Consider the following 13,852-nt stretch of genomic DNA (forward strand, 5'->3'; position numbering starts at 1 on the left):
TATTGTTGCAGCTATCTATGATCAAGCAAACACGGAACCTCTTCTCCCTAGTCATGATCCAGGGGTCAAACGCAGCCTTGCCGCTGCTGGTGTTCCCGTACGTGCTTGGCATGGTCGGTGCGCAGCACTATGCCGATATTGTCGTGACAGAGGCCTTCTCCGTGCTGTTGATCACGGTGATCCTCTACAGCTTCGAGATCGACGGCGTGGCGGCAGTTAGCGGCTTGCATCCCGAACGTGACCACGCCCAGATTTCCTCGGTGTTCTCGCGCATCACCTTCCTGCGCGTGCTGCTATTCCTGGTGGCGGCGCCGCTGCTCGTCTTTGGCTTGTCGCTGTATCGCCCCGAACTTACCGCCATCGCGGCATGGTGGATGCTGATCCCGCTCAGCTATGCGCTGCAGCCCACCTGGCTGTTTCAAGGACTGCAGGCCAATGTCGGCCCCGCGGTCTGCACGTTTGTGAGTCGTGCGGTGGCCGTCGTGCTAATTCTGGCGCTGGTCAAGCAGCCTGGAGATTTCCTGCTGGTGCCCGCCATCATGGGCAGCATGTATGCGCTTGGCTCTGTCGCCATGCTGGCGCTTGCCGTGGTGGGACTGGGCGTCCGGCCCGTGCGGGTCCGCTGGCCCGAACTCGGGCAGATGATCCATGCCGGCAAAGAGATCTTCCTGGGCAACGTCGGCGTGGCGCTGTACCGGGACTCCAACGTGCTGCTGCTGGGTTTTCTTGGTCTGCACGGGGCGCCGATTGCTGCATATTCGCTTGCGGAGAAGATTACCAAGGCGGTGCAGGCCGTGATACGGCCGCTGAACCAGCTCTTTTTCCCGAAGGCGGTGCTGGTCACGCAGGGGGCAACTGGCCCCAACCGCGACGTCTTCGTACGCCTGCTAAGGCTGACCTGGCCGCAGCTTGGCGCGCTCGTGGTCATCTGGATTGCGATCATGGTGGCCGTGCCGCTGTTCAGGGAACATGTGTCCGCCATTCGGCAGATTCGCGAGTTGGATCAAGTGATGTTCTTCATGGGCGTCATGGCGCTGGGCACGCTGTTTGGCGTGTGCAACTTCATGTTTGGCAGCGCGGGTCTGAACATGCTCGGGCGCAAGAAGGCCTTGCTGGGTGGGATCCTGCGTGCGGCAGTGGTCAGCGTCGCCGCGACAGCGGCGCTGGGTGGCATGTACGGCGCCATCGGGGCGGCCATTAGCTTCACGCTGTCCGAGGGCGTACTGTTCGCAATGATCGTCCGCAAGTACACGCGTGGCGAACGGCTCGTCAATGCCATGCTATGACGATGGAAAAGTTAACTGCACTATTCTTCAGTCTAATGATCCTGGGCCAGGCGGCAGCACTGCGTGTGTACGTCGGCACCTGGATCGTGCCTGGCTGCATTTTCGGGCTATTTTGGTTCCTGTACACCTTCATCCCGCTGGTGTTCCTCTGGGATATTCCGGTGAACATCTATGCCGTGGCGTATCTATTTGTCGCCAGCGTGATGTTCTCGCTCGGGGCGCTGCCGTTCCGCTGGCGTATGGGCTTCGAACAGCGGGCCGCCAATGCGAGCAGCCTCGAATACGGCAGTCCGTTCATGGTGCGGGCGTTTTATCTGACCAGCATGGTGACGGCATTCAGCCTGATTATCGACCTGGGTATTCAGGGCGTGTCGCTAATGCAGGCCGTGACGAATCCGGTTGCCATCGCCGGCGCAATGATCGCGAAGCGCTACGGCGAGGAACTGGTGCCTAATCTGTTTGCGCAAATCAGCTTCGTGCTCCAGTATCCGAGCGCGATCCTGGGTGGCTTCATCTATTCCACGCGCCCGGAAGGCACGCGGCGCTGGGGAATCCTGCTGCTTACGTTCCTGCCGTCGGTGCTGGCGATGACATTGCAGGGCGCAAAGGGCAACCTGTTCCTTGTGCTCGTGCTGTTCTGGGCGGCCACGCTCGTCTGCAAAGTCAATTGTGGCGAGCTGCAAATGTTCTCGGCCAGAGACCTGCGCCGCGCGGCGCCATATGCCGCGGGGGTATTCGGGCTGGTGCTCATGGCAATGCTTTCGCGTGGCGTACTCGATTCGTCGGTCGACGTGCAGGCAGCACTGGTGCGCCTGTTCGCCTCCTATGCCACCGCCCATATGTATGCGTTTTCGGACTGGTTCGCGCACCTGATCGGCCAGGGTGGCACGATGCCGTATCTGGATAACCTCGGCGACTACGGCATCTATACTTTCACGCCGATCGCGAGATTGCTGGGTAACCACACACCGCTACCGGCGGGTGTGTATGAAGAGTATTTCATTTACAGCGACATTATCCAGACCAATATCTATACGATGTTTCGGGGTCTGATCAACGATTTTGGTCTGCCGGGTTCTCTGTTGGTCACGCTGCTCGCGGGCCTGATGATCCACATTGCTTACTGGATTTTCCTCACGTCGAAATCGCCATCGCTTTCGACGTCGATATTCATTCACGCGATTGGATATTTTTATACCTCATTCATCATTAGCCTCCTGATTTGGAACAGCATCTACGCGAGTGTTCTGATAACGGCGCTGTTGTGTTTTCTTAACCGATATCGTGGGAGCGGAAGATTACCGACCCAGGTGGGCCAAGAGACAGCGAGCAGTTGATTTTCCGAGAGATGCCATGAAATTAGGTTACATTTGCACCAATTATAACAACAGCGCCTTCACGCGGGCGGCTGTGGAGACCCTGTCGCGCAATATCGGGCACGAGATCGAGGTGGTCGTCGTCGACAATAATTCCGACGCGACTAACGTGGAACTGCTGAAGGGAATCCGGGCGGATTTCCCAAACGTCGAGCTCCAGCTCAACCAGGAAAACCTGGGCTATTTTCCCGGGCTCAACGTGGGGATTCGCGCGCTGCGACAACGTCGGCCGGATATCGAATGGATGGTGATCGGCAATAACGATCTGGAATTCCAGGCGGATTTTGTCGACAAGCTCGAGGCCAACGCGGAGCGGCTCAAGGCATATCCGGTGGTGTCGCCGGATGTGATCACACTGGATGGCGAACATCAGAACCCGCACGTGATTGCGAGTATCAGCAAGGCGCGCGAGCTGTTTTATGACGCGTATTACTCGAACTATCACGTTGGCATGGCGATGCTGAAGCTGGCCATGATGTTCCGGTCGGTGTCCGATCGCACAGATGAACAGCAATGGGAGACGGCCCAGCCGATTTACCAGGGGCACGGTTCCGTTTATGTCATGGGGCCGGCCTTCTTCCGTGAGTTCGGCGAACTGTGGGCGCCCACGTTCATGATGTCGGAGGAGTATTTCCTGAGCAAGCAACTTTCTGACGCCGGGTATCAGGTTTGGTACGATCCTTGTCTTCAGGTCGTTCACCACTATCACGGGGCGCTTGCAACACTGCCGAGCCGACGTCGCTGGGAGATGGCGCGGGACGCGCATCAAGAATACCGCAAGTACGTTCGGGTCCTTGGCTGAAACGTCGCCTGTTTTTGTCAAAAAATCGAGTGCCCACGCCGCCGGTGGCGTGGGAAAAAATTTAGATCGGGATTTTTTATGCGGCAGTATCAGGTTTGCAGCAATTGTGTGATGGACACGAGCGACTCGCAGATCGTCTTCGACGAAAAAGGCGTGTGCGACCACTGCAATGGATTCAAGTCGGACGTCCTGCCGAACTGGCATCCGAATGATGCCGGCAAGGCGATGTTCCGCAACGTCGTTGAAAAGATCAAGGAAGAGGGCAAGGGCAAGGAATTCGACTGTATCATGGGTATGAGCGGCGGTCTGGACAGCTCTTACCTGCTGCATCTGGCAGTGAGCGAATTCGGCCTGCGCCCGCTGGTGTTTCACGTCGACGGCGGCTGGAATACCGATATTGCGGTCAACAATATCCAGGTGATTATTGATAAGCTTGGCCTGGACCTGTACACGGAAGTGATCAACTGGCAGGAAATGAAGGACTTCCAGCTGGCCTTCTTCAAGTCGGGTGTGCCGCATCTGGATATTCCGCAGGATCACGCGTTTGTTGCCACGCTGTACCACTTTGCGAACAAGCACAATATCAAGTACATCCTGAACGGCGGCAACTTTGCCACCGAGTGCGTGCGCAATCCGAAGGAATGGCTGTACTACGGCACGGACATGGCGCAGCTCAAGGATATTCATCGCCGCTTTGGCACGCGTCCGCTCAAGACCTATCCGTTCAGCAGTATCCTGTTCCACAAGGTGTATTTGCGCTATCTGAAGGGCGTGCGGGTGGAGAAGCCACTCAACTACCTGCCCTACACGAAGGAGCATGCATCGAAGACGCTGGCCAAGGTCTATGGATGGCGCCCATATCCGCAAAAGCACTTCGAATCGCGTTTCACGCGCTTCTATGAAGGGTATTGGCTGCCGACGCGCTTTGGCTACGATACGCGCCGCGTGCAGTATTCGAGTCTGATCCTTACCGGCCAGATGACGCGTGCCGATGCGCTGGCAAAGCTCGAGAAGCCGGCCTACGATCCGGCAACGATCGACGAGGACTTTGAATACATCGCAACCAAGCTGGGCATCAGCGTGGAAGAACTGCGGCATTACCACGAGATGCCGAAGAAGACGTATCGGGATTATCACAACCAGGAATGGCTGTTTGACCTCGGTGCGAAGACGCTGAAGATGCTGGGCATCGAACGGGCGGTGAAGAGATGATTGCCATCATTGATTACGGCTCCGGCAACGTCGGTGCCATCGCGAATATCTATAAGAAGCTGAAGATTCCGCACGTTATTACTAGCGATGCGGCTGAGCTTGCTGCCGCCGAGCGCTACGTCCTGCCCGGCGTGGGTGCCTTCGATACGACGATGGACTACCTGCGGAATTCGGGTATGGTGGAACTGCTCAACGAGCAGGTACTGGTCAAGAAGAAGAAAGTGCTGGGGATCTGCGTCGGCATGCAGATTCTTGCCGATTCGAGCGAGGAAGGCGTGAAGACCGGTCTGGGCTGGATTCCGGGGCGCGTGCGCAAGATCGACACGAGCATGCTGGCAAGTTCGCCGAAGCTGCCGCACATGGGCTGGAATTCGGTGACCGCGAAGTCGGCGGATGCGCCGCTGTTGCAAGGCGTGGACCTCGAGCAGGGCTTCTATTTCCTGCACAGCTTCTATTTCGATGCGCAGTACCCCGCCAACGTATCGGCCACGGTGCGTTATGGAGCGGACCTGCCGTGCTCAGTATTCCGAGACAACGTCTACGGCATGCAGTTTCACCCCGAGAAGAGCCATTCCAATGGTGTGGCTGTCTTCCGCAATTTCGCCGAGCTTTGATCATGCTGCGCTCTCGAATTATCCCGTGCCTGCTGATGCATGACGGTGGCCTGGTCAAGACCCGGCAATTCAAGGACCCCAAGTACGTTGGCGACCCGCTGAACGCGGTGAAGATCTTCAACGAAAAGGAAGTCGATGAGCTCATGTTCATTGACATCGATGCCACCGTGCATGGCAAGACGCCGAACTTCGAGCTGCTGCGCAGCCTTGCGGTGGAATCGCGCATGCCACTGGCCTATGGTGGCGGCATCACGAGTGCCGCCCAGGCGGCGAAGATCATCGCGCTCGGATTTGAGAAGGTGTCGATCAGCTCGGCAGCGGTGGAGCGTCCCGAACTGATTCGTGAGGTAGCCGAGGCCATTGGCGCGCAAAGCGTGGTCGTGACCCTTGATGCCAAGAAGAACAAGCTGCTTGGCGGATATACGGTGTTCACTCATAACGCCCAGGAGAAGTGCAAGCTGAATCTGATCGATTTCTGCCAGCAGGTCGCGGAACTGGGCGCTGGCGAAATTACGATCAATTCCATCGATCGCGATGGGGAAATGCGTGGCTATGATCTCGCGCTGGCCAAGCAGGTGCGCGCGGCAGTCACCACGCCGCTGACGTTTGTGGGCGGCGCAGGCAGCACCGACGACATGCAGGCGTTGATCGACGCCGTGGGCGTGGTGGGTGCCGCCGCGGGCAGCATGTTCGTATTCAAGGGGCCGTATCGCGCGGTGCTGATCAATTACGCACGTCCGGCCAAGGGCGCCTGAAGCGATTTCCAGGAATTTCGATGAAGCAGATTTTGCAAGACATGGGCAAGGGCGCGACCTATATCGCTGAAGCGCCCGCGCCTTCCGCAGGCCGCGACGGCCTGCTGGTCCATACGGCGGTCAGCCTGATTTCGGCAGGCACCGAGCGGATGCTGGTGGGCTTCGGCCGGGCATCCTATCTGGAGAAGGCGCGCCAGCAGCCGGAGAAGGTCCGCATGGTCATGGAAAAGGTCCAGACGGATGGGCTGCTGACGACGGTGGATGCCGTGCGCTCGAAGCTGGCGCAGCCGCTGCCTCTGGGCTACTGCAATGTCGGCCGCGTTGCAGAAGTCGGTGCCGGCGCGGAGGGCTTCAAGGTTGGCGACCGCGTGGTGTCCAACGGGCCGCACGCCGATGTCGTCAAGGTACCCAAGAACCTTTGTGCCAAGGTGCCTGACGAGGTGGACGACGAAGCCGCATCGTTCGTTGTGGTGGCCAGTATCGGCCTGCAAGGCATGCGCTTGGCCCAGCCGACGCTGGGCGAGGCGTTCGTCGTCGTGGGTGCGGGCCTGATCGGCCTGCTCACCGTGCAACTGCTGCGCGCGCACGGTTGCCGCGTGCTGGCGATTGATTTCGACGAGGGCAAGCTGGAACTGGCGCGCCAGTTCGGCGCCCAGACCTGCAATCCGGGGGCCGGAGAGGATCCGGTGTCTGCAGGCATGGCGTTCAGTCGCGGCCGTGGCGTGGATGGTGTGATCATCACTGCGTCGACGAAGTCGACCGATCCGGTGACGCAGGCGGCGCGCATGTCGCGCAAGCGTGGCCGTATCGTCCTCGTGGGTGTGACCGGCCTTAGCCTGAATCGTGCGGACTTCTACGAGAAGGAGCTGAGTTTCCAGGTCTCCTGTTCGTACGGTCCGGGCCGCTATGACCCGAGCTACGAGGAAAAGGGCATCGACTATCCGATCGGCTTTGTTCGCTGGACTGAACAGCGTAATTTTGAAGCCGTGCTCGACATGATGGCCAGTGGCCAGCTTGCCGTGAAATCGCTGGTGACGCATCGATACTCGTTCGACGATGCCGCGCAAGCCTACGACCAGTTGACGGCCGACAAGTCGGCGCTGGGTATCCTGCTCCAGTATCGGTCGGCGCCCGAAACCCGTATGCTGCGTTCCGTGCCGCTCGCTGCCACGCCTGTGTATGACAAGCAGCGGCCGGTACTCGGATTCATCGGCGCGGGCAACTATGCGTCGCGCATGCTGATTCCGGCCTTCAAGACGGCGGGGGCGCAGTTCCACAGCATCGTCACGGCCGGCGGCATCAACGGCGTCATCCATGGCGAGAAGGCAGGCTTTGCCGAAGCCTCCACAGATCTGGCCGGCATGCTCGCGAACGACGCGATCAACACCGTGGTCATCGTTACCCGCCACGATACCCATGCGCGGTTCGTCGCGCAGACGCTTGCGGCGGGCAAGAACGTGTTCGTCGAAAAGCCACTTGCCATCGACATCGACGGCCTGTCCCAGGCCCAGCGTGCCTTCGATGAGGCACGGGCGCGCCAGCCGGCGCGGGCGCCGCAGATCATGGTCGGATTCAATCGTCGCTTCTCGCCGCAAGTCCAGAAGATGAAGGCGCTGCTGGCGTCGGTCAAGGAGCCCAAGTCGTTCATCATGACGATGAATGCCGGGGCCATTCCGTCCAACCACTGGACGCAGGACAACGCCGTCGGTGGTGGCCGTATCATTGGTGAGGCGTGCCACTTCATCGACCTGATGCGCTTTCTGGCCGATTCGCCGATCGTGTCGATCCAGGCGCGGCGCATGGGCGATACGCCCGGCGTGGCCATTACCGAAGACAAGGCGTCGATCACGTTTGGCTTCGAGGACGGGTCCTTCGGCACGATCATGTACCTGGCTAATGGCGCTGCCAGCTTCCCGAAGGAACGCATCGAGGTGTTTGCCGCAGGCCGTGTGCTCCAGCTCGACAATTTCCGCAGACTCACCGGCTTCGGATGGCCCGGCTTCCGCAAGATGAACCTGTGGCGCCAGGACAAGGGGCAGAACGCCTGCGCAGCGGCCTTCCTCGCCGCGATCGAAAGCGGTACGCCTGCGATCCCGGCCGACGAGATCTTCGAGGTGGCGCGGGCGAGCATCGAGGTGGCGGAATTGCTCCGCCGCCAGTGATGCACGCACCATGAACCGCCAATGGATGAAAGCACGTACCGCCATGGCGTTAGGGCTTCCCAACATCGCCCGCGCGGTCGGCTATCGCGTGGGGGTGCGAATTGGCGTCAACAAGGTGCGACGCCTGCATGCGGCCGTGCCTGTTGCGCCTTTTTTCGAGGCGTCGCGCCTGGCGCCGCTGGACGCGCCCGTGGTGTCGGGCTGGCAGCACGAAGCGAAGTGGTTCGGATACTGGCCCGTGCCGGTGGGTGATACGCCGCCCGACTGGTTCGCCAACCCGTTGAGCGGTGCACGCGTGGAACGCCCCGAGCGCGCCTGGTGGCAGATTCCGGATTTCGATCCGCGGGTTGGCGATATCAAGGCTATCTGGGAGGCATCCCGCATGGATTGGGTGCTCGCGTTTGCGCAGCGGGCCCGTCAGGGTGATGCGGCAGCGCTTGCGCGGCTGAACGCCTGGCTTGGCGATTGGTGCGGTCGCAATGCGCCCTATGCAGGACCCAACTGGAAGTGTGGGCAGGAGGCGTCCATTCGCGTGATGCATCTGGCCGCTGCCGCGATGATCCTCGGTCAGGTGCACGAGACGGCGCCTGGCCTGAAGGCGCTGGTCGAACTGCATCTGCAGCGTATTGCCCCGACGGTGTCCTATGCGATGGCACAGGACAACAACCATGGGACGTCCGAGGCAGCGGCGCTGTTCATCGGCGGCACGTGGCTGGGCTTGTCCGGCGTGCAGCGTGCGCGGCAGTGGGCGATAGCGGGCCGCAAGCTGCTGGAGAACCGTGCGGCCAGGCTGATTGGTGCACAGGGTACGTTCAGCCAGTATTCGGTGAACTATCACCGGTTGATGCTCGACACCTTCAGCTGGGTGGAAACGTGGCGCAGCCTGCTCAACGCTCCAGAATTCAGCGGTGCGTGGTATGGACGTGCGCGTGCGGCGACCGATTGGTTGCACGCGATGACCGATCCGCAGACCGGCGACGTACCGAATATCGGGGCCAACGACGGGGCGCGCCTGTTGCCGCTGACCAATGCGCCATATCGTGACTTCCGGCCGAGCGTGCAGCTTGCGGTGGCGGTCTTCCATAGTAGGGTGGCGTACGAAAACGACCCGTCGGCTGATGCCATGACACGCTGGCTCGCCGTGCCGCAAGGCGGCGAGGGCGCGGCAGCAGCGGGCAACATGCAGGCCGACGATGGTGGATTTGCCGTGTTGCGCAAAGGGCGCGCCATGGCGCTGTTTAGGTATCCGCGGTTCCGCTTCCGGCCATGCCAGGCCGATGGGCTGCACGTCGATTTATGGTGGAACGGCAAGGCGCACCTGCGTGACGCAGGTACGTTCAGTTACAACACCGAGCCGCGCTGGCTGGATTATTTTGGCGGTGTGAGCAGTCATAACACCGTGCAGTTTGATGGGCGTGAGCAGATGCCGCGGCTGTCGCGCTTTCTGTTTGGCGACTGGTTGAAGACGGAAGCGATCGAGCCGTTGCATGGCGGCACGCCGGTGACGGTTGGCGCTTCGTATCGTGACCGGCAGGGCGCCCACCATCGTCGCGCGCTGCGCCTGCACGACGACCGGTTCGAGGTGGAGGATCAAGTCAGCGGATTTGCGCGCTGCGCGGTGCTTCGGTGGCGCCTGCGGCCAGGTCAGTGGCGCGTGGAGCCGGCACAGAACGGTGCCGGCGTGGTCGTCAGCGAAGCGGGTGGCGAGCGCCTGGTCGTAACGGCCACGGCCCCTGTCGAACGGTGCGAACTGGTCGAAGGGTGGGAGTCGCTGCACTATTTGGAAAAGACGCCGGCGCCGGTGCTGGAGCTCGAGGTTCATCAGGGCTGCACATTGGTGTCCCGGTACTATTGGACGACATGAAAGTACTGTATTTCCACCAACACTTCGTGACGCCGCGCGGCACTGGCGGCATTCGCTCGTATGCCATGGCGCGACGCCTCGTCGAAAGCGGGCATTCGGTCACCATGGTATGTGGGAGCTTCGCGGGCGGTCATACCGGCCTGGAGGCACCGTTCGCCGGTGGCATGCGCCGCGGCACGGTCGACGGTATCGATGTCATCGAACTCAACCTGGCTTATTCGAACAGCGACGGCTTCGTCCGGCGCGCCATGACGTTCCTGAAGTTTGCCATGCGCAGCGTCGGCATTGCCTTCGCCGAAACCTATGACGTGGTATTTGCAACCACGACACCGCTGACGGCCGGCATTCCCGGCATCCTGGCGCGCTGGCTGCGCCGCAAGCGCTTCGTGTTCGAGGTGCGCGACCTGTGGCCCGAGTTGCCGCGAGCGATGGGAGTGATCCGCAATCCGGCGGTCCTGTGGGCCATGGGGTTGCTGGAATGGGCCAGCTACCGCTCGGCTCATCGCCTGATCGGCCTGTCTCCTGGGATCGTGGATGGCATTGCGCACCGTGGCGTGCCGCGTGATCGCATTGTCATGGTGCCTAACGGCTGCGATCTGGGCATTTTCGGAGCGCCGGTCGATCCGTGGCGCCCGGAACAGGTGGGCCCGGGCGACCTGATGGCCGTATTCGCGGGCACGCACGGCATGGCCAACGGGCTCGATGCCGTGCTCGATGCCGCTGCGGAACTCAAGCGCCGCGGCCGGCAGGACATCAAGATCGTGCTGATCGGGCAGGGCAAGCTCAAGCCGTCGCTCGAGGCGCGCGCCAAGCGCGAGAACCTTGACAACGTCGTGTTCCATGCGCCGGTGAACAAGACCCGTCTGGCCGGCCTGTTGGCCGCAACGGATCTTGGCCTGCAGCTGCTGGCCAATGTGCCTGCGTTCTACTATGGTACGTCGCCCAACAAGTTCTTCGACTACATCGCGGCAGGCCTGCCCGTGCTGAACAACTATCCTGGCTGGCTGGCGGAGATGATTTCGGGGCATGACTGTGGCTTCGCGGTACCGTCTGCCGATGCGGCGGCATTTGCCGACGCACTGGAACGTGCCGCAAATGACCGGGATGGGCTCAGGTCCATGGGCCAGCGCGCGCGTGCGCTGGCGGAAAGCGATTTCGACCGGTCGTTGTTGGCGGCCCAATGGCTGCAAACACTGGAAAATGCGGCGCCGCGCGGAACGGTGATGGCGCAACGCTGTGATCTCACATAACAAAGGGGAAGAAGTGAGAGGCAATCGCAAGACCAAGGTCATGCTCGTTTTCGGCACGCGGCCCGAGGCCATCAAGATGGCCCCGCTGTACCACGCGTTACAGACCTTGCCCGAAGAGTTCGAGACGCATTTCTGTGTGACCGCCCAGCACCGCCAGATGCTGGACCAGGTGCTCCGCGTATTCGACATCAAGCCCGACATCGACCTGAACGTGATGCGCACCGGGCAGGATCTCTACGACGTGACGTCGGCGGTCCTGCTGGGCATGCGCGACGTGCTGCGCGAGCACAAGCCCGATGTGCTGCTGGTGCATGGCGATACCACGACCACGCTGGCGTCATCGATGGCGGCGTTCTATGCAGGGGTGCCCGTCGGGCACGTGGAAGCCGGCTTGCGCACGCACGATGTGTACGCGCCGTTCCCGGAGGAATTCAATCGGCAGGTGGTGAGTCGGGTAACGAAGTGGCATTTCGCGCCGACGGCAACCAGCCGTGAGAACCTGCTGGCGGAGCGTGTCGAGGCGGCGTCCATCGCCGTGACCGGCAATACGGTCATCGACGCCCTGTTCTGGGTGCTGGACCGGATCGAGCAATCGCTGGAACGCCGCGAACGCCTGACTGCCCAGCTCGACGCACAACTGCCGTTTGCCTGGCAGCAGAAGCGCTTCGTACTGGTCACGGGACATCGCCGCGAGAACTTCGGTGACGGTTTCCTGCAGATCTGCGATGCGCTGAAGTCGCTGGCGGAGCGCTATCCGGACGTCCATATCGTTTATCCGGTGCACCTTAACCCGAACGTCCAGAAGCCCGTCAATGCGATCCTGGCCGGGCTGGACAACGTGCATCTGATCGAGCCGCTGGACTATGAGCCCTTCGTCTATCTGCTCAAGCACGCGCATATCGTGCTGACCGACAGCGGGGGCATCCAGGAAGAGGCGCCGAGCCTCGGCAAGCCGGTGCTGGTGATGCGTGAGGTCACGGAGCGTCCCGAGGCGGTCGAGGCTGGCACGGTACGCCTGGTGGGCGCCAACCGCGACGCCATCATCGCCAATGTGAGCGCACTGCTGGACAACGAAGAAGAGTACAAGGCCATGGCCCGCGCCCACAATCCGTATGGCGACGGCAAGGCCTGCGAGAAGATCATCAACGTATTGAGGACCCTGTAATGACAAAGAAGATGGTGTGCGTGGTGGGCCTGGGCTACATCGGGCTGCCGACTGCAGCGCTACTGGCCAGCAACGGCTTCCAGGTGGTGGGCGTGGACCTGAACGTCCATGCGGTGGAAACGATCAACCAGGGACGCGTGCATATCGTCGAGCCCGATCTGGATGCGTTCGTGCGCTCGGCCGTCACGGCGGGTCGCCTCCAGGCATTCACGACGCCGCGCGAGGCTGACGTGTACATGATCTGCGTGCCGACGCCGTTCCATGAAGGCGAAGGCATCCCCGAGCCGAACATCGACTACGTGCTGGCCGCAACGCGTGGCATTGCCAGCTTGGTCAAGCCGGGCGACATGGTGATCCTCGAGTCCACCTCGCCGGTGGGCACGACCCAGCGCATGGCTGACGAACTGGCGGCCGCGGGCGTGGATGTATCACGCGTGCACATGGCATACTGCCCCGAGCGCGTGCTGCCGGGCAAGATCATGACCGAGCTCGTCGAGAACGATCGCGTGGTGGGTGGCCTGAAGCCTGAAGACACACATGCCGTTAGCAGCTTCTATCGCAGCTTCGTGCATGGCGCGGTGCTGGAAACCGACGCGAAGACCGCCGAGATGTGCAAGCTGACCGAAAACAGCTTCCGCGACGTGAACATTGCGTTCGCCAACGAGCTGTCGATGATCTGCGCGAAGGAAGGCATCAACGTCTGGAACCTGATCCAGCTGGCCAACCGCCACCCGCGCGTCAACATCCTGCAGCCCGGTGCCGGCGTGGGCGGTCACTGTATCGCCGTGGACCCGTGGTTCATCGTGTCGCGTGACCCCGAGAATGCAAAGCTCATCCGCTCGGCGCGCGAGGTCAACAACTACAAGACCGAGTGGGCGATCCAGCAGGTCAAGGTTGCTGTGGCCGATGCCTCGGCACGCGTGGACCGCAAGCCGAAAGTGGCATGCCTGGGCCTGGCGTTCAAGCCGGACATCGACGACCTGCGCGAGTCGCCGGCTGTCCACATCGCCGCCGCGCTGCAGGAGCAGGGCTACGACGTGGTGGCGGTGGAGCCGAACATCGAGTCGCACGACGCATTCACGCTGGTGTCGCTGGAAGACGCCATTGCGCAGGCCGACGTGCTGGTGCTGCTGGTCAAGCATCGCCAGTTTGCCGACCCGGACGTGCGTGCCGAGCTGGTGCGCGCCCAGGCGCTCGATTTCTGCGGCGCACTGACGTAACGCGAATGCGTGGCTGCGAGCGCGGCGGGTCTGCCTCCCTTGTGGCCGCGATGACAGGCAAGGGCGCGCGCGGCCAGGTTGCGTGCGGCCCGCGAGGAAATCGCGATCACGGCGGACCTGCCAAGGGCTGTGGGCATGAAGAACCA

11 protein-coding genes are annotated in these 13,852 nt (G+C 61.5%); all 11 read left to right on the forward strand.

Annotated features, from left to right (window positions below; translation table 11 throughout):
* Positions 1-17: 17 nt before the first annotated feature.
* The 11 genes from AC1RWI_RS07705 to wecC all read left to right on the forward strand — a co-directional run bounded on the left by AC1RWI_RS07705 (position 18) and on the right by wecC (position 13,706).
* A complete protein-coding gene (locus AC1RWI_RS07705; RefSeq protein ID WP_492865496.1) occupies positions 18-1,286 on the forward strand; it encodes an oligosaccharide flippase family protein in 1,269 nt (422 codons plus the stop codon).
* 2 nt (positions 1,287-1,288) lie between these two features.
* Positions 1,289-2,623 (forward strand): O-antigen polymerase, encoded by a 1,335-nt coding sequence (locus tag AC1RWI_RS07710; protein ID WP_492865498.1) that lies wholly within the window; start codon positions 1,289-1,291, stop codon positions 2,621-2,623.
* A 16-nt stretch (positions 2,624-2,639) separates the two neighbouring features.
* Positions 2,640-3,464, forward strand: coding sequence for a glycosyltransferase family 2 protein (locus tag AC1RWI_RS07715; protein ID WP_492865500.1), 825 nt, complete (start codon positions 2,640-2,642; stop codon positions 3,462-3,464).
* A gap of 78 nt (positions 3,465-3,542) precedes the next feature.
* Positions 3,543-4,676: an N-acetyl sugar amidotransferase gene (locus AC1RWI_RS07720; RefSeq protein WP_492865502.1), complete on the forward strand. Its 1,134-nt coding sequence runs from the start codon at positions 3,543-3,545 to the stop codon at positions 4,674-4,676.
* Positions 4,673-5,290, forward strand: coding sequence for an imidazole glycerol phosphate synthase subunit HisH (gene hisH / locus AC1RWI_RS07725; RefSeq protein ID WP_492865504.1), 618 nt, complete (start codon positions 4,673-4,675; stop codon positions 5,288-5,290). The genes AC1RWI_RS07720 and hisH overlap by 4 nt, the downstream gene beginning before the upstream one ends.
* A gap of 2 nt (positions 5,291-5,292) precedes the next feature.
* The gene (locus tag AC1RWI_RS07730; protein WP_492865506.1) at positions 5,293-6,045 is read left to right on the forward strand and encodes an AglZ/HisF2 family acetamidino modification protein; all 753 of its coding nucleotides are present in this window, start codon (positions 5,293-5,295) and stop codon (positions 6,043-6,045) included.
* Between the two features lie 20 nt (positions 6,046-6,065).
* Positions 6,066-8,207 (forward strand): bi-domain-containing oxidoreductase, encoded by a 2,142-nt coding sequence (locus AC1RWI_RS07735; RefSeq protein WP_492865508.1) that lies wholly within the window; start codon positions 6,066-6,068, stop codon positions 8,205-8,207.
* Between the two features lie 25 nt (positions 8,208-8,232).
* Positions 8,233-10,071: a heparinase II/III family protein gene (locus AC1RWI_RS07740; protein ID WP_492865510.1), complete on the forward strand. Its 1,839-nt coding sequence runs from the start codon at positions 8,233-8,235 to the stop codon at positions 10,069-10,071.
* The gene (locus AC1RWI_RS07745) at positions 10,068-11,321 is read left to right on the forward strand and encodes a glycosyltransferase family 4 protein (RefSeq protein ID WP_492865512.1); all 1,254 of its coding nucleotides are present in this window, start codon (positions 10,068-10,070) and stop codon (positions 11,319-11,321) included. The genes AC1RWI_RS07740 and AC1RWI_RS07745 overlap by 4 nt, the downstream gene beginning before the upstream one ends.
* Before the next feature lie 40 nt (positions 11,322-11,361).
* Positions 11,362-12,486 carry a non-hydrolyzing UDP-N-acetylglucosamine 2-epimerase gene (gene wecB / locus AC1RWI_RS07750; RefSeq protein WP_492865696.1) on the forward strand — a complete coding sequence of 375 codons (1,125 nt, stop codon included), beginning with the start codon at positions 11,362-11,364 and terminating at the stop codon, positions 12,484-12,486.
* Positions 12,486-13,706: a UDP-N-acetyl-D-mannosamine dehydrogenase gene (wecC, locus tag AC1RWI_RS07755; protein WP_492865514.1), complete on the forward strand. Its 1,221-nt coding sequence runs from the start codon at positions 12,486-12,488 to the stop codon at positions 13,704-13,706. Before wecB ends, wecC begins: the two co-directional genes overlap by 1 nt.
* Positions 13,707-13,852: the final 146 nt, after the last annotated feature.

Source organism: Cupriavidus sp. MPR-AND1C, from assembly GCF_058809705.1.